Raw genomic sequence first — 16071 nt, 5'->3', positions numbered from 1 at the left:
GCCTCTGTCGCGGCGAAGCGCAGATAGGGGCGAAGGGCGGCGCGCTGCATCGTAGCGTTCGATGCGGCCGGCCTCATCGTCAGTCGTCCGACTCGAAGCTGCGCTCCTCGCGGCAATGCCACAGGCGCAGGATGAAGATCGTCGCATCCGCAATCTCGTAGCGCAGCTCGTAATTGCCGACGATGATGCGCCGAACCTCGCGCGGCTCGTAGGCGTCCAGCTTCTCGCCGATCCGGGGATAGTCGAGCAGCCGATCCGGCGCGCGCGAGAGCTGCTGCACGACCCGCGCCGCCGCCTCCGGGGCAACCGGACGCAGATGCTCGTGCAGCCGCACCAAATCCGAGGACGCCTTGCCGGTCCACTTGATCCTCATGCCGAAGGCGGCGGCAGCGGGGTGTCAGTGCCGAGGCTGTCCGCCCAAGCGCGCACGGCCTGATGGTCGATCACGCGCCCGGCATCGACATCTTCCATTGCTTCGAGCGTCATGCGGTGACGCTCCTCCTCCTGATCAACCCAGGCGGCGAGCGCCTGTTTCATCACCCAGCCACGCGAGCGTTCGAGCCGCGAGGCCATTGCTTCAACCTTCTCCGCGAGGTGCAGCGGGACGTGTGCGGTCAACACTTTTGTCTCAGTCGCCATGTTCATCACCTGCTATCAACCCGATTAAAATATAATCGAAATAGGCTGGAAAAGCAAGGTCAGCAGAATGGCTTGGCGCCTCCCTACGGGACCGCCGCTCTATCTCCGCTGCGCTCCGACCGAGCCCCTGACGGGTCTCGTCCCTGCCGGGTGACGATCAGCATGGCGGGGTGGCGCTGCTGCGCCGTTCGGCAATCCGCTGCGCGGATTGTTGTCTTTCCGATCTGCGGAGATCGAGCCAGGGCTGCGCCAGCCCGATCGCATCTGGTCGTTTCTCTCCCCGTCGATGGGGTGGGCGACGCTTCCCTTTAGGCCCGCCGCGCCGGGCCGCAACGCGCTGTTGGCGCGTCCTCCACTGCGTTCCGGTCCTGCGGATGCTGCCCGGCTCCGCCAGCGGGCCAACGGCAAGCTTCTTCGCCGCCCACCCCATTCCGGGGTGAGTGTGGTTTTTAGGAGAAGTGTGATGAACGCTGTTACCGAAATCCTAGCCGCCGAGCCTGTGTCGGGCGTCGAGATTTTCGTGCCGCTCGCCAAGCTCAAGAAGTCCCCGCGCAATGCCCGCAAGGTGCCGCATGGGGAAGCCGCTATCGAGGCGCTGGCCGCTTCGATCCAGCACAAGGGGCTGATCCAGAACCTTGTCGTAGAGCCGGAAACCAAGGAGGACGGGACGCCGACCGGCAACTATCTCGTTACCGCTGGTGAAGGCCGCAGGCTGGCGATGTTGCTGCGCGCCAAGCGCAAGCAGATCAAGAAGTCGGAAGTCGTGCGCTGCTGGCTCGATACCGCCAACGATCCGTCCGAAATCAGTCTGGACGAGAACGTGACCCGGACCCCTATGCACCCCGCCGACCAGTTCGAGCGGTTCCGCGAACTGTCCGAAAGCAAGGGCTATGGCGTGGAAGAAATCGGCGCGCGGTTTGGCGTGTCGGCTGGCGTGGTGAAGCAGCGGCTTCGCCTTGGCGCTGTCTCGCCCAAGCTGTTGCAGGTCTATCGGGAGGACGGTCTTACGCTGGATCAGCTTATGGCCTTCGCTATCACCGAGGACCATGACCGGCAGGAGCAGGTTTTCGCCAACCTGCATCACAACCGCGAACCGTGGATCATCCGGCGCGACATGACCGCAAGCAATGTCGTGGCAGAGGACCGGCGCGCGATATTCGTCGGAGCCGAAGCTTACGCGGAAGCGGGCGGCAACATCATCCGCGACCTGTTCAGCGAGGATCGTGGCGGGTTCTTCGAGGATGCGGGTTTGCTCGATACGCTCGCCGTCGAGAAATTGCGCGAAGTTGCCGAGCGCGTTCAGGCCGAGGGCTGGAAATGGGCCGAGGCGCATATCGACTATCCCCACGCCCACGGGATGCGGCGCTTCTATCCGCAGACCGTCGCCCTGTCCGACGAGGAGGAGGCGCGGGTCGATGAGGCATGGGCCGAGTACGACCAGATCGTCGACGGCTATGACTCGCTGGATGAAATGCCCGAGGATTTGGCGGCGAAAGCCCGTGCGCTGGACGCCGAAATGGACGCCCTGTCCGCCAAGCGTTCCGCCTACGACCCCAATGTGATCGCCAATGGCGGTGCGTTCGTCGTACTTCAACATGACGGCACGGTCAGGGTCGAGCGCGGTTTCGTGCGGGCCGAGGACGAGGCGTTGGCGGACCCCCAGCCGGAGCCGGAAGAAGGCGATGCGACCGAGCCGCAGATGGGCGACGACGAGCAGCCGGAGGACGGCGACGAGGACGTGCAGGATGCCGACGAGGACGAAGACCCGGGCAAGCCGATTTCCGACAGCCTCACCCGTGACCTGTCCGCCTATCGGACGCTGGCGCTTCGCGTGGCGCTGGCCGAGCAGCCCGATATGGCCCTGATCGCGCTGACCCACACGCTGACCGCGCAACTTTTCTACAGCTATGCGGAGGCCGGTTGCCTTGAGGTTCGTCCGACCGTGACCCCCTTGGGGAGCCATGCGGACGGGATCGAGGACACGCCATTGGCGGCACGGGCGAGCGAGCAGCACGAGGCATGGGCCGAGCGGATGCCGCGCGACGTGGCGGACCTGTGGGGCTTCATCGTCGGGCTGGACGAGGCGAAGCGGATTGCGTTGCTGGCGCATTGCGCGGCTCGCACCGTCAACGCTCTGCGGTTGCCGTGGGACCGCAAGCCCCGGTCGCTGCAAACGGCGGACAGGCTGGCGGACGCGCTGGCGCTGGACGTGGCGAAGGACTGGACGCCGACCGTGGACAGCTACCTTGGCCGCGTCACCAAGGCGCATATCGTGGACGCTGTGACCGAAGGCGTGTCCGAGGACGCCGCTCGCCGCATCGCGGACATGAAGAAGCCGGACATGGCGCAAGCCGCCGAGCAGCTTCTTTCCGGGACCGGCTGGCTTCCTGCCGTGCTGCGGACGCCCGAACCGGAGGGAGCGGACCCCGCGCCTGCGGAGCCGGAGGACGCGGATAGCGTGGAGCAGCCGCCCGAAGTGGAGGACAGCGAAGCATCCTTTGCTGTCGCCGCCGAATAGCGGCACGGGGCCGGGACCGCGCGAGCGGTCCCGGCTTCTTTTTGTGACCGGCGAAAAATCGCGGCCGCGCCCGTTGGGGCGCGGCCGCTTTCCCATTGCACAGGCGCCCCGCTCCGAGGACGCGGGGCGGCGTGCTGATAGCGGATCGACCGTTGCATTTCTGGAGGTGGGTTCGTCGAGTAAAGTTGCAGACCCACGCGGCGGGACCGCTCGGCGACTATGATGCGGGCGATGAGCGACGGTCTATGCCAGCCTCGCGCGGGATCTCGGCGAACACATAGGGAGCGTCAGCGGCGTTCGCTCTCCTGTAGTCTTTGCGAAGGATTACTTGCGAGGTGAGCCTGGCGCGGTCCAGCAAAGAAGCGAATGCCCTCCGACTGACGATGCCCATCATAGCCACGGCGTAGAATTTCCGGCTCGGCGACAACCGCGCGGCCTCTCGATTGGCTTGATCTAACCGGGGCCGGCTTCGCCTTGATCGGCCTGGCGCAACGGCGCCGCGCGGCTTTTTTCCGCCGCCTTCGGCTTTGCATCGCGAAACAAAAAAGCCGCGCGTCGCCATCCTCCGCTGTGCTTCGGCCGCAAGCGGTGCGCGTCCGATCATCCCCGCTTCACCGATCGCCATCGAGGCCGCGGCGGTCGTGGCCCGAAGCAAAAGGAACTTCGACATGGCCACCATCGGCACCTTCACCCAGGCGGGCAACGGCTCCTTCAGCGGAACCATCAAGACGCTCACCCTCAACGCAAAGGCCACCCTCCGTCCGATCGAGAAGGAGAGCGATAAGGCCCCCGATTTTCGTCTCGTGGTCGGCACGGTCGAGTGCGGCGCGGGATGGAAGAAGACCAGCCGCGAGAACCGCGACTACATCTCGGTCAAGCTGGACGATCCGACCTTCGCGGCTCCGATCTACGCCACTCTGGTCGAAACCGAGACCCCCGGCGAATACGCTCTCATCTGGTCGCGCTGACCTCGACACGGCGCCCCGCTCCCTCTGAGCGGGGCGCCTTCGTGTGTTGGTTCGCCAGTTCATAATATGGACGGGCCATCGGCCCGGCATGTTGTGAGGTGCTTGGGGCGCCGCCCCCAGCGCCCTTCGGAGCGGCTTCCGCCCAGCTTCCTTCACGCGCGAGCGCGTTCCGTGCAGCCGGTTCCCCGCGAAGCCGCCCACTCCGGTTGCACCCCCGGTCTCGCCGACGGGCAGGGTTTCAGCGCGGCGTTCCGCTGCGCGGAAACCCAAGCCCAAGGAGTTCAGCCATGTGTCATCAGCTTGCCACCCGGTTCGGCCGCAACGCCCATCAGATCAGCGGCCGTGAGGCGCTCGACAACGAGGCGCTGTATCGGCACGTGCCGTCCATCTTCGCCCGCGAGGCGCACGACAGCCGTTCGGAGCGCTATGTCTATGTTCCGACCATCGACATCGTGGAGGGGCTGCGCCGGGAAGGATGGTTCCCTTTCTTCGCGGTTCAGTCGGTTCCGCGCGACGGCAGCCGCCACGGCCACGCCAAGCACATGCTGCGCCTGCGCCGGGACGACGGTATCGGCAAGCCCGAGGCGGCCGAAGTCATCATCGTCAACAGCCATGACGGGACCAGCGCCTATCAGATGTTCGCCGGGATGCTGCGGTTCGTCTGCACCAATAGCATGATCGCGGGCGAGCGGTTCGAGGAGGTCCGCGTGCCGCACAAGGGCAACATCCAGCACGATATAATCGAGGGTGTTTACACCGTGGCGGAGGACTTCCCCCGGCTGATCGACGCCAGCGAGACCATGAAGGAGGTTCGGCTTTCCGAGGAAGAGCGCCGCTTACTCGGCGAGGTCAGCCTGGTCGCGCGCTACGGAGAGGACGAAAGCCCGTTGCGGCCCGAGCAGATCATCGAGCCGCGCCGCCGCGAGGACATGGGTGACAGCCTGTGGACCACGTTCAACGTCATTCAGGAGAATGTCGTTCGGGGCGGATTACAGGGCCGCAAGCGCAATGCCGAGGGCCGTATCCGCCGCAGCCAGACCCGCGCCATCAACGGCATCGACCAGAACGTGACGCTCAATCGCGCGCTTTGGACACTGGCCGAAGGGATGCAGCGCCTCAAAGCCTAACTATCGCCGCCGCAGGGCCGAGCTCGGCCCTGCGGCTTCGCCATTTCCGCGCCGATCCGCTGCGGCGGATCGGCGGCGGCCGCGCGTCCCCAAGGTCCGCGCGGCCGCAAAGGTTCGCTCGCCGGGCTGCCGCCCGGCTCGCTTTGGGTAGTCATTTCGGCAGTGCTGTTCTATGAAGTCCTCGGGCCGCTACGCGGCGGCCTGGGGTGTGGAAACCCCGGATTAACCGGTTCGGCGCCGGCCGTGACGGCGTCGCGATCCTTGACCATGCGGTCGGGGAGCCTGCGACGTATGTCCAGGTGCCTCGGTGCTAAAGGTCGTAGGAACCGAGTTAATCCGGTTTTCCAACTCCCCGATCACGGGTTCAGGAGCTGTTTGCGGGGGCGCACCGCAAATCAGCAGCCCTGTGAATTGTCGAGGCATTGCAGATTCCGCGCGCAGTCATGCAGAACGAGCGCATCGAAAATGCTCCGACATTGGCTTATTGGTTAACGCGGGCGGGAAGTCGGGGGCATCATGGTCAAGATGGGATTCGATGAATGCGCGCCTGATTCGCAGCAGCTCACCAGCTATGACGAGGGTCATTTGGCGGACTATCTGCGCTTGTTAGATGCTAACGCAGATGGAACCGATTGGCGCGAGGCAGCGGGACTGATTTTCGGCATCGACGCCGCCGTGGAGCCGGATCGTGCGAAGACGATGCATGACACTCATCTAGCTCGCGCGCGGTGGATAACAGAGGTGGGATATGCTCATCTGCTCGGCTGTCAGCCCCCGCTAAACCGTTAAAATTGAACTCCAATTTGGATCGAGTTCGGTTGTTATGGTCCCGCCCGCGCGACATGGTTGTGCGCGATCTTCGCTCTATCCTGTAGGTAAGGCGGCGACGATGTTGCGTTCTCCGAAATCCGCGCAGAGCGCGGCGGGGAGGATGCAATGCCGACGCCACCTGGGCGTCGCCAGCGGCGCGCCGGCGGACTGTCCGACGCCCTCGGGCGCGCCGATTTAGCAGCTGAGTTCCTACGCCGAAACCGCACCTATCGCGCCGAACACACGCAGATGCAGCAGCGCATCGCGAGCGGCGCCGTCGCGAAGAACGCCGCCGAGACGGCGTTCGCGCGGCGCTGGGGGTTGTCCTTTCGCCACGGCGCCGGATGAGCTTTTAGAGTCGGTCATCTGGCGCCCGGAGCTGACCGCCGTCACGGTCATTCTCGACGCCGCGCCGGAGGGATTTGAGACCGCCGCCCCGGTCCCTCCGCGCGCGCTGGGCGCGCTGCTCGCCGACCTGGCCGGGATCGACGGCCGCCATGTCGTCGTCGCCGACGCGGCCGGCGAGCATCGGCTGTGGCTGCGCGATCCTGCACCGGGCAAGCCGCTCGCCGCGATCATTCCGCTCGACAAGGACTTCATCACCCGGATCGCGAGCCTGCTGCGCTTTCACCGGCGTCTGCTCGGCCGGACAGCCGGGCCGCTGCCGCGCGGCTGGCCGCTGACGGCCTATCGGCTCGCACGGCTCGACCTGATGCTCCGCGCGATAGACCTCCGTCAGAACGGCGCAACCTACCGCGAAATCGCGACAGCGCTGGGACGCGATGACGCTGCCCGTCTTTCCGCGAGCGACTGGAAAATGTCGGCCTCGCGGTCATTCGTCGTGCGCCTGGTCCGCGACGGCATCGCCATGATGAATGGCGACTATCGCAAGCTGCTCCGCATTCGTTGATCGTCCTAAACGGCCCCTCGAAATTGGATTATAGGACTTTCACGCAATATAAGGTCGCGCAGTTTCCGGCGCGGCGGCGTTGCGGCAGCAAAGTAACGACCTAACATCAAGAACGAGCATTGAGAGCGGTGGCTATTAGGGGCAGGTAGCGACTAACTTGATCGCGGTCGCTTTGCTTCTCTTTGGCGCTGAGATCATGGTAGTCCGTCGCCGCTTGCCGATCCCATCGTTCCACCAGTTCGGCAGGCAAGACGAGCGAGCCGTCTGCTTGCCTGACGCCCTTTGAATGCATGTATCGCTGCCAATGTGACCAGCGCTCATGCTCGATCGCAGCCAGTTCGTCCATGAGACCGTACAAGACGGCATCGACGTCGATCGGATCGCCCATCGGTTAGATGAGCCCGTCAGCGACAAGCTGCCGATAATGCTGTCCGAGAACCGTCAACTCGCAGGACTTGCTGTTCATCGCTGCGTGCCACATGTGGGCTTCCCCGACCGGACGAACCAAATTTACCTTCACATAGCGCTGTAACACCGCAAAGACCGCGTTCTTTTGGGGGTCTGGTGGCGGTAGATTTGGGTCAGCCTTCTGTTCCTCCGTGCGTTCCGGCTCGTAGCTGGGATCTAGGGGAAAATCATAGTCCGGGCGGGGGAAATATGTCGCCAGCACTTGCAAATCCGCAAGCGGGATCGGTGCTGCAGCCTTACGCAATGACACGAAGGTCTTCACATTGGTCTTGAACATAGGGCGTTGTGCCCAAGGGCCAAGAGATTGATCGATATGCGCATAGACGCTGCCGGGCGTTACGTCGCCAAGTAGATTTGCAGCCGCACCGCCGAGTGCATCGACGAATAGGCTCGTGAAGACACCGGCCCCACCTCCGGGAACTTCCATCGCATATTGCTCTGCGGTTGAAGCCGTCAGAATGGTCATGCCTTCCTTCACTTCGGCAATCATCTGCTCCGGCCGCGTGCCTGCAACGCCACTGTGGCAACTATCGAGAATGACGATCTTGTTCTTTGCGGGAGACTTCCCTGCGAGAGTCATCAACTCGGAGAGCGAGAGACCATCGTCGCCAGACTTGCATTCCGTGCCACACAGAAAACCGCCAGTATCTTCAATGTAGCCATGACCGGCAAAATAGAAGAGCGCGATTTCCGAATCGTCAGCAAATAGTTCTCTAACCGCGTCCTTGAGCCGCCCCTTTTCGACTCGATCCGTCGCGCTGGTTCCAGTCAGCAACATCGGCGTGGCGAAATTGACAGTGCCGTCGGCATGCCGTTCGAGCACGCTTTTCACCGAGTGAGCGTCATTTACGCAACCACTCAGGCCGCCAATGTGGTCGTAGTGGTCGATACCGACAATGAGAGCCTTACGCACAAATGCACCTCATCAAAGCGAGTCGATGAAGCCGCTGATATTCGTGTCGCTCCAGACGTACGTGGTCACGCCCGCCAGACTGGTCCGGTCATTGGAGTAGGCGTAGATGCCTCGAATAGGCTTACCCTCTTCCTGAGCGCACTGAATCTCCCATTTTTGGCCGCTCGAAGTCAGCGAGTTTTTGCTTACGAGGACGATCACACCGTCTGAACGACGGATGCGAGTGCGCACCTTCGTCTTCCAATCATTGTCGTAAGCCTGCTTCACCGACATGTCGATGAACTCATACGGAGCGCGGGGATGAAGCGACTGCCCCTTCAAGAAATCCCGCTGGCGTTCGTCTTCGATTGCGAACGCGATGAACACCACTTTCTTGTCAGCCATCTCTGCCCCCAAGTGATTCTGGATAAGCCAGTAAACCTGTGATTGCATATAGCGGCTGGGACGCAAGGAAGACATAGTTCATTCCGCTTCCGGCTGAGGCCGATCGCCCTCGCGGGGTGGTCGCGTCCGTGCAGCCGCACATCTTCATACCCCACCCGGCCGCCTCAGTTCTGACAATTACGCCTCCTGCCGCCACCGCCCGCAGGAGCAGTCACTTGTCCGATACGCCTCCCAATCTGCCGCCCCGCTTCCTGCGCACGCCGGAAGCCGCGCGGTTTCTCGGCCTCTCCGGCCGGACCCTCGAAAAGCACCGCTATTTCGGGACCGGCCCTGCCTACCGCCGGATCGGCGGGCGGGTGGTCTATTCGGTCGATGACCTGCGCGCCTGGGCCGACATCGGCATCAAGCACTCGACCTCCGATCCGGGGCAGGACGACCTCATGCCGCGTGCGGATTCGGCCATCGCTCGGAGCCGGCGATGACCGTCCCACCGTCGCCCATGCGCCACCGCCAGCCGTCCGATGACGGCATGACCCGCGTTGAACTGACCTGGATCGAGAAGCGGATCGAGCACTGGATCAGGTTCGGCCGCGTCGCGGTGGACGAAATCGTTGATCGCCGCCGCCGCATCGTCCAGTTCCGTCCCGGCGCGATCTTCGCGTTCGTCCGATGGGCGGCGAACGACTACGGCACGGTCAGCTCGCGCATTGACATCGTGCGCGCGGTCGGCGCGAACGAGCCGTTCACGACGCTCCCGTTCGTGCGGCCGGGCGGCGACATCCTGCTCAAGATCGAAGGCTGGCCCAAGGTCAGCCAAGTGCTCGCCGCGATCGACGCTACCGAGGCGGCCGGCGTCGATCCATGCGACGCCGCGCCCGATCACTGGCGGCATGTCGCCAACCGGATCGCGGCCGGACAGCAGCCGCGCCCCTACACGATTGAGCGTCATCGCGCCTGGCTTAAGCGCCGGGAGATCGAAGGATGACGCGCCGTGGATGGGCCATTGCGACAGCATCCGCCGCGTCGCTGTTCGCCGCGTCGTTCCTCGCCGTGGCGGTGTTCGACCCGTTCCCGCGCGTCGTCTGGAACGCCAGCGCCAGCGCGCCGATCGGACTATACCGGATCGAGCCGCTGCCCGATCCGCCGCACGGTGCATTGGTCGCCGTGAAGCCGCCACCAGCGCTGGCGCGATGGCTGGCGGAGCGCGGCTATCTCGGCGAGCGTGTGCCGCTGTTGAAGCATGTCGCGGCGCGGCCGGGACAGATCGTGTGCCGCATCGACGCGGTGGTAAGCGTCGATGGGCGGCCCGTCGTCGTCGCCCAGCAGCGTGACGGCCGGGGCCGCACGCTGCCGGTCTGGCAAGGCTGCCGCACGCTGCGCGCCGGTGAGCTGCTGATGCTCAACCCCGACCACGCCGACAGCATGGACGGCCGCTATTTCGGGCCGCTGCCGGCCTCGACGGTGCTCGGCCGCGCCACGCCGATCCTCACCCGCAACACGCCCGACGCGCCGCTCACCTGGCGCTGACCCGCTTTCCCGCCCGCCAACCCAAAGGAGATTCCCATGCAGATCGGCAGCTTCTTCCGCACCGCCAAAGGCTACGAAGGCATCATCGAGACGGCGACGCTCGACATCCGTATCTCGATCGTTCCGGCCGAGCAGAGCGACGCCGACAAGGCGCCGGACTGGCGCGTCCATCGCGGCGATGACGGCGAAGGCCCGGAGATCGGCGCCGGCTGGAATGAGACCGGCGAACGCGCCGGGGATTACGTCTCGCTGCGCATCGACGACCCCGCCTTCGCGCAGCCGCTTCGCGCCGCGCTGTTCCAGAGCACCGCCGACAAGTCGGCTTGGTCGCTGCGCTGGAACCGTCAGCCGAAGTCGCGCGAGCAGGATTGATCCGGTGCGCTTCCCCATAATCCCTTTGTTCGCGGGAAAACCGTCTCATCCCTCCGTCCCGCTCGGTCGCAGGCCGGCCGGCGCGCGCAGCGAAGGTCAAGGGCGGCCAAAGGCCGGCGCTCCGCGCGCACCCTTGAGCGTAGCGAGCACGCTGGCAGGCTGGCGGCGGAGTGGAGTGGGATCGGCAGTGGCGCCTGCCGTCATGCTGCTGTCCGGCGGCGTCGCGTCTGTCCCGGCGGTGGCGCAGGAAGTGCCGGCGGCGCGATCGGCGGCCGTCCATCCCTATGCCGGTCATGTCGCCGGGGCCGCGCGGCGGTTCGGCATCCCGGAAGCGTGGATATGGGCGGTGATGCGCGTCGAGAGCGGCGGCAATGCCCGCGCCGTATCGCGCGCCGGGGCGATGGGCTTGATGCAGATCATGCCCGCGACCTGGGCGGGGCTTCGCACCCGCTACGGCCTCGGCTCCGATCCGTTCGACGTGCGCGATAACATCATGGCGGGCGCGGCCTATCTGCGCGAGATGCACGACCGCTACGGCAACGCCAGCGCTATGCTGGCGGCCTATAATGCGGGACCGGGCCGCTACGACGACTTCGTGTCGCGCGGCCGTCCGCTGCCGCCCGAGACGGTCGGCTATCTGGCCCAGCTCGCGCCGATCACGGGCGCATCGAGCGCGGTGGAGGCGGCGACCACTGCTACGCCTGATCCGTTCGCATGGCGTCGTGCAGCGCTGTTCGTCCGCACCGCTAGCGCCGCTTCGGAAGCTGTCGTCGGGCAGTCGGACGGAGAAGAAGCCGCGTCCGAGCTGCCAACCGACCGGCCGACATCTGGCGGCGTTCGCGCTGCCGATCCGTCCGCCAATGAGCCGCGCGAAACGCTGTTCGTGTCCCGCGCCCGCGCGGGCCGACCGCAATGATCGGCCTGTCGCCCCCCTCATCCGTCCGAAGCAGTAAGGGGGCTGGGGAGGAGGAAAACGGCAGGGACAGACGAGGGCAAGATATAAGCCGCACCCCGTGTCGTCGAAAAGCCAAGGCTTTTCCGTGGCTTCACGCGGGGGCGTCGGTCGGCACGCGTGCCGCGCGGAAGGAAAAAGGCAGCAATATCAATGCGCCGAACGGCACCAAGGGCCGTTTTCGGCGGAAAGCGCCCCGGCCGTGAGCGAGGACAGCGAGTTCTGCGTCCGGCCGGGCAAGGCCAAGCGTAGCAAGGCGCAGGGGCGCAATGCGCGCGGTCTGGTGGCTGAGGTGCTGCGCGTCGCGGCGATCCACAGCAGCGGCAGGCGCACCGGGGGCGGGCCGCGCCGTGGCGGCCAGTCGAGTTTCGGCCGGGGCCGCACGGCGTTCGCGCGCAGTCGCCTGTTCGGCTCGGGCCGGCGAGTGATGGTCAAGATGCTGCCCGTCACCACGCGCAGTCGAGGCGGGCGGCGCATGGCGCCGCTGTCCGCGCACGTCGCCTATCTAAAGCGCGAGGGCGTGACCCGCGATGGCTCGCCGACCCGGATGTTCGACGCGGCCGGCGACAACGCAGACGATCGCGCCTTCACTGACCGTTGCAAGGACGATCGTCATCACTTCCGCATCATTGTATCGCCAGAGGATGCGGCCGAGCTGACGGACCTGCGCGAATACACGCGCGACCTCATGCGCCAAATGGAGACGGACCTGGGCACGCGGCTCGATTGGGTCGCGGTCGATCATTGGAACACCGACAATCCGCACGTCCATCTGCTTGTGCGCGGGCAGACCGACCAGGGTGCCGATCTCGTCATCTCCCGCGACTACATCAGCCACAATCTCCGGTCGCGCGCGCAAGACTTGGCTTTCGCCGAGCTGGGGCCGAAACCCGAACATGAGGTGCAGCGCGCGCTCGACCGCGAGGTGACGGCAGAACGCTGGACCCGGCTCGATGCCGAGATCCAGCGTTCTGCCGACGAGCTGGGCGTGATCGACCTGCGCGCCGAGCGGCCCGGCCCGGACGATCCGCGCCTCCGCCGGTTGATGGTCGGCAGGTTGCAGCATCTGGAAACGATGGGCCTCACTGCCGAGGGCGAGCCCGGCCAATGGGCCGTCGCCGAGGGCGCGCAGGCGAAGCTCCGCGAGTTGGGCGCGCGCGGCGACATCATCCGCACGATCGGCGCGGCGCTCAAGGACCGCGGGCAGGACCGGTCGCTCGACAGCTACGCGGTCCTCAGCGGCGCGCCCGACAAGCCGATCGCCGGCCGGTTGATCGACAAGGGGTTGCACGACGAGCTGACCGGCACGGCCTATGCGGTGATCGACGGCACAGACGGCCGCACGCATCATGTTCGGCTCCCCGGCATCGAGGCGCTAGAGCATAGCCCGGCGATCGGCGGTATCGTCGAGCTGCGCGCAATCGGCAAGCCCGGTGAGCCGAAACCGACCCTGATCCTTGCCACGCGGTCGGACCTCGACCTCACCGCGCAGATCAAGGCGCCCGGCGCGACGTGGCTCGACCATCGGCTGATCGAGCGCGGCGCGAGCGTCGCGGACAGAGGGTTCGGCGCCGAGGCGCGCCGCGCGATGGACGCGCGCACCGATCATCTTGTCCGCGAAGGACTGGCGCGCCGCTACGGCGAGCGGACCGTGTTCGAGCGCGGACTGATCGACACGCTGCGCCGCCGCGAGCTGGACGCCGTTGGCGCGAAGATCGCCAGCGAAACCGGGCTGGCCTATCGGCCGACGCAGGCCGGCGAGAAGATCGCCGGTGTCGTGCGGCAGCGTCTCGTGCTCGCCTCCGGCCGCTTCGCCATGATCGACGACGGTCTCGGCTTCCGCCTCGTGCCCTGGGCCAGCGCCCTCGAACAGCAGCTTGGCCGACAAGTCGCGGGCGTGATCCGCGATGGCGGCGGCCTCGACCTCGCGCTGGGCCGCAAACGCGGCCTCGGTCTGTAACCCCGAAAAGGAGTCCTCAATGTCCGCCACCAAGATTCTTTGGGGCCAGGTCTTCGCCGTCTTCCTGATCGTGCTCGCCGGGGTGTGGGGTGCGACGCAGTGGACGGCCGCCGCGCTCGCCTATCAGCCCGAGCTGGGGCCGCCCTGGTTCGCTGCGTTCGGCTGGCGCGTCTATCCGCCCCCGGCCTTCTTCTGGTGGTGGTTCTCGTTCGACGCCTATGCGCCCGCGATCTTCCAGACCGGCGCCTTCATCGCCGCGTCGGGCGGCTTCGTGTCGATCGCGGTCGCGATCGGCATGTCGGTGTGGCGGGCGCGCGAATTAAAGAACGCCGAGACCTATGGCTCGGCTCGCTGGGCGACCGAGCGGGAGGTGCGCGCAGCCGGGTTGCTAGGGCCGAACGGCGTGGTGCTTGGCAAGCTCGCCGCCGATTATCTGCGCCACGACGGTCCCGAGCATGTGCTGTGCTTCGCGCCCACGCGCAGCGGCAAGGGCGTCGGCCTTGTCGTGCCGTCACTGCTGACCTGGCCGGCCTCGGCGATCGTGCATGACATTAAGGGGGAGAACTGGACGCTGACCGCCGGCTTTCGATCGCGCCACGGCCGGGTGCTGCTGTTCGATCCGACCAACGCGGCGTCCGCTGCCTACAACCCGCTGCTGGAGGTGCGGCGCGGCCAGTGGGAGGTGCGCGACGTGCAGAATGTCGCCGACGTGCTGGTCGATCCCGAAGGCAGCCTCGAGCGTCGGAACCACTGGGAGAAGACCTCGCACTCGCTGCTGGTCGGCGCGATCCTCCATGTCCTCTATGCCGAGCCGGACAAGACCTTGGCGGGCGTCGCCGGGTTCCTGTCCGATCCCGGTCGCACGATCGAGCAGACTCTGGCCGCGATGATGGCGACGCCGCACCTGGGCAAAGCCGGCGTGCATCCTGTCGTTGCTTCCGCCGCGCGCGAGCTGCTGAACAAGTCCGACAACGAGCGATCGGGCGTGCTCAGCACGGCGATGTCGTTCCTTGGCCTGTATCGCGATCCCGTCGTCGCGCAGGTCACGCGCGCTTGCCAATGGCGCATATCGGATCTGGTCGAGGGCGATCGGCCGGCAACGCTCTATCTGGTCGTGCCGCCCAGCGACATATCCCGCACCAAGCCGCTGATCCGCCTCATCCTCAACCAGATCGGGCGCCGGCTGACCGAGGAGCTGACCCCGAAGGGCAACCGGCATCGGGTGTTGCTGATGCTCGACGAGTTTCCCGCGCTCGGCCGGCTCGACTTCTTCGAATCCGCCCTGGCGTTCATGGCCGGCTATGGACTCAAGGCGTTCCTCATCGCGCAGTCTCTCAACCAGATCGAAAAGGCTTACGGCCCGAACAACGCGATCCTCGACAACTGCCATGTCCGCGTGAGCTTCGCCACGAACGACGAGCGGACCGCCAAGCGTGTGTCGGACGCCCTCGGCACCGCGACCGAGATGCGGGCGATGAAGAACTATGCCGGGCACCGGCTGTCGCCGTGGCTGGGGCACTTGATGGTGTCGCGGTCGGAGACCGCCCGCCAGCTCCTCACGCCGGGTGAGGTGATGCAGCTCCCGCCCGACGACGAGATCGTGATGGTGGCGGGCGTCCACCCGATCCGCGCGAAGAAGGCGCGCTACTATCAGGACCGGCGGCTGTCCGAGCGGATCATGGCGGCGCCGGCGTCCGTGGCTGCCACGATCCGTCCCGACGATTGGACCGGGCGGCAGGCGGCCGCCGATCCAAAGCAGGTCGCGCGGATTGTCCGCGATGCGGAAGACGCGGCCAATGCCGGTCTGCGCCGGGAGCCCGAACTGCCCGAGCATGTCGCCATCGCGCCCGAAACGGCAGCACCGCCAGCCCAGGAGTTCGCCATCGTCGATGACGAACGGGACGACGCGGCGCGGCAGGCGGCCGTGCGGCGCCGGATGCAGGGACTTGCGCGGCAAGCGTCGCTCGACCCCGGCGACGGCATCGAGCTGTAGGAGGCGATCATGCGGACCCGGCTCAACGTCTATTTCCCGCCCGCGCTCGCCAAACAGGTTGACGAGCTGGCGATCCGGCGACGCATATCACGCTCGGCGATCGTGGAGGCGGCGGTGGCGTCCTACCTGTCGCCGGACGGCACCGACCGGATGGAGGCGGCGTTCGCGCGCCGGCTCGATCGCCTGTCGCGGCAGGTGCAGCGGCTGGAGCGCAATACCGGACTGAGCACCGAGGCACTGAGCCTGTTCGTCCGTTTCTGGCTGTCCGTGACCCCGCCGCTGCCCGACGAAGATCAGGCAGCGGCGCAGGTCAAAGGTCGTAAACGCTACGAGGGTTTTATCGAGACGCTTGGTCGGCGCTTCGCCAGCGGCAAGACCCTCATGGACGAAATACCGGAGGATGTCTGGCCGCGGTCAACATCGCCCGAGTCGGAGTAGCAGAAGCGCGCCGACCTTGATGTAGTCTGCAAGAGACTTCGCCTCCGGCACCGTATCTACCGCCCCCTCTACTACGCCGATAACTAGCTGTT

19 protein-coding genes are annotated in these 16071 nt (G+C 66.0%); 14 read left to right on the top strand and 5 right to left on the bottom strand.

Translation table 11 applies throughout. The annotated features are described in order from the left end of the window. Window positions 1–79: 79 nt before the first annotated feature. Together B5J99_RS10710 and B5J99_RS10705 are read right to left on the bottom strand one after the other, a co-directional pair. On the bottom strand, window positions 80–373 hold the full coding sequence (locus B5J99_RS10710; RefSeq protein ID WP_021691169.1) for a type II toxin-antitoxin system RelE/ParE family toxin: 294 nt from the start codon (window positions 371–373) through the stop codon (window positions 80–82). Then, the gene (locus B5J99_RS10705) at window positions 370–621 is read right to left on the bottom strand and encodes a CopG family ribbon-helix-helix protein (RefSeq protein ID WP_231728118.1); all 252 of its coding nucleotides are present in this window, start codon (window positions 619–621) and stop codon (window positions 370–372) included. Before B5J99_RS10705 ends, B5J99_RS10710 begins: the two co-directional genes overlap by 4 nt. Before the next feature lie 481 nt (window positions 622–1102). Here B5J99_RS10705 and B5J99_RS10700 point away from each other — a divergent pair, with 481 nt between their 5' ends. The 6 genes from B5J99_RS10700 (at window position 1103) to B5J99_RS19915 (ending at window position 6972) form a co-directional block, all read left to right on the top strand. Then, window positions 1103–3157, top strand: a complete 2055-nt coding sequence (locus B5J99_RS10700; RefSeq protein WP_021691171.1) for a ParB/RepB/Spo0J family partition protein — start codon at window positions 1103–1105, stop codon at window positions 3155–3157. Between the two features lie 668 nt (window positions 3158–3825). Continuing rightward, window positions 3826–4125, top strand: coding sequence for a DUF736 domain-containing protein (locus B5J99_RS10695; protein ID WP_021691172.1), 300 nt, complete (start codon window positions 3826–3828; stop codon window positions 4123–4125). Between the two features lie 287 nt (window positions 4126–4412). Next, window positions 4413–5252, top strand: coding sequence for a DUF932 domain-containing protein (locus B5J99_RS10690; protein WP_021691173.1), 840 nt, complete (start codon window positions 4413–4415; stop codon window positions 5250–5252). A 516-nt stretch (window positions 5253–5768) separates the two neighbouring features. Next, window positions 5769–6041, top strand: coding sequence for a DNA -binding domain-containing protein (locus B5J99_RS10685; protein WP_021691174.1), 273 nt, complete (start codon window positions 5769–5771; stop codon window positions 6039–6041). Window positions 6042–6188: 147 nt separating this feature from the next. Beyond that, window positions 6189–6410, top strand: a complete 222-nt coding sequence (locus tag B5J99_RS10680) for a transcriptional regulator domain-containing protein (RefSeq protein ID WP_021691175.1) — start codon at window positions 6189–6191, stop codon at window positions 6408–6410. 16 nt (window positions 6411–6426) lie between these two features. Further along, window positions 6427–6972 carry a DUF2285 domain-containing protein gene (locus B5J99_RS19915; RefSeq protein ID WP_419723065.1) on the top strand — a complete coding sequence of 182 codons (546 nt, stop codon included), beginning with the start codon at window positions 6427–6429 and terminating at the stop codon, window positions 6970–6972. A gap of 106 nt (window positions 6973–7078) precedes the next feature. Here the strand turns inward: B5J99_RS19915 and B5J99_RS10670 are convergent, their stop codons facing one another. The 3 genes from B5J99_RS10670 to B5J99_RS10660 are packed head-to-tail and all read right to left on the bottom strand — an operon-like array spanning window position 7079 to window position 8737. Further along, window positions 7079–7360 carry a hypothetical protein gene (locus B5J99_RS10670; RefSeq protein WP_021691178.1) on the bottom strand — a complete coding sequence of 94 codons (282 nt, stop codon included), beginning with the start codon at window positions 7358–7360 and terminating at the stop codon, window positions 7079–7081. A 3-nt stretch (window positions 7361–7363) separates the two neighbouring features. Continuing rightward, entirely contained in the window at window positions 7364–8353 is a 990-nt protein-coding gene (locus B5J99_RS10665) for a caspase family protein (RefSeq protein WP_021691179.1), read from the bottom strand. Between the two features lie 12 nt (window positions 8354–8365). Further along, a complete protein-coding gene (locus tag B5J99_RS10660; RefSeq protein WP_021691180.1) occupies window positions 8366–8737 on the bottom strand; it encodes a TIR domain-containing protein in 372 nt (123 codons plus the stop codon). Between the two features lie 215 nt (window positions 8738–8952). On the opposite strand from B5J99_RS10660, the gene B5J99_RS10655 reads away from it, so the two are divergent. The 8 genes from B5J99_RS10655 (at window position 8953) to B5J99_RS10620 (ending at window position 15979) form a co-directional block, all read left to right on the top strand. After that, window positions 8953–9219 carry a helix-turn-helix transcriptional regulator gene (locus B5J99_RS10655; protein ID WP_021691181.1) on the top strand — a complete coding sequence of 89 codons (267 nt, stop codon included), beginning with the start codon at window positions 8953–8955 and terminating at the stop codon, window positions 9217–9219. Further along, entirely contained in the window at window positions 9216–9722 is a 507-nt protein-coding gene (locus B5J99_RS10650; protein WP_021691182.1) for a DUF2840 domain-containing protein, read from the top strand. Before B5J99_RS10655 ends, B5J99_RS10650 begins: the two co-directional genes overlap by 4 nt. After that, window positions 9719–10264, top strand: a complete 546-nt coding sequence (locus B5J99_RS10645) for a S26 family signal peptidase (protein WP_021691183.1) — start codon at window positions 9719–9721, stop codon at window positions 10262–10264. Before B5J99_RS10650 ends, B5J99_RS10645 begins: the two co-directional genes overlap by 4 nt. Before the next feature lie 36 nt (window positions 10265–10300). Continuing rightward, window positions 10301–10636: a DUF736 domain-containing protein gene (locus tag B5J99_RS10640; protein WP_021691184.1), complete on the top strand. Its 336-nt coding sequence runs from the start codon at window positions 10301–10303 to the stop codon at window positions 10634–10636. Between the two features lie 187 nt (window positions 10637–10823). Further along, window positions 10824–11552 (top strand): lytic transglycosylase domain-containing protein, encoded by a 729-nt coding sequence (locus B5J99_RS10635; protein ID WP_021691185.1) that lies wholly within the window; start codon window positions 10824–10826, stop codon window positions 11550–11552. Window positions 11553–11790: 238 nt separating this feature from the next. Then, the gene (locus B5J99_RS10630; protein WP_021691186.1) at window positions 11791–13548 is read left to right on the top strand and encodes a relaxase/mobilization nuclease domain-containing protein; all 1758 of its coding nucleotides are present in this window, start codon (window positions 11791–11793) and stop codon (window positions 13546–13548) included. 19 nt (window positions 13549–13567) lie between these two features. After that, window positions 13568–15541, top strand: a complete 1974-nt coding sequence (locus B5J99_RS10625; protein WP_021691187.1) for a conjugal transfer protein TraG — start codon at window positions 13568–13570, stop codon at window positions 15539–15541. A 9-nt stretch (window positions 15542–15550) separates the two neighbouring features. After that, a complete protein-coding gene (locus B5J99_RS10620; RefSeq protein WP_021691188.1) occupies window positions 15551–15979 on the top strand; it encodes a ribbon-helix-helix domain-containing protein in 429 nt (142 codons plus the stop codon). The last annotated feature ends 92 nt before the right edge of the window (window positions 15980–16071 follow it).

The sequence above is a fragment of the Blastomonas fulva genome, assembly GCF_003431825.1.
GTDB lineage: Bacteria > Pseudomonadota > Alphaproteobacteria > Sphingomonadales > Sphingomonadaceae > Blastomonas > Blastomonas fulva.
This window is presented reverse-complemented; position numbering and strand designations above follow the sequence as displayed.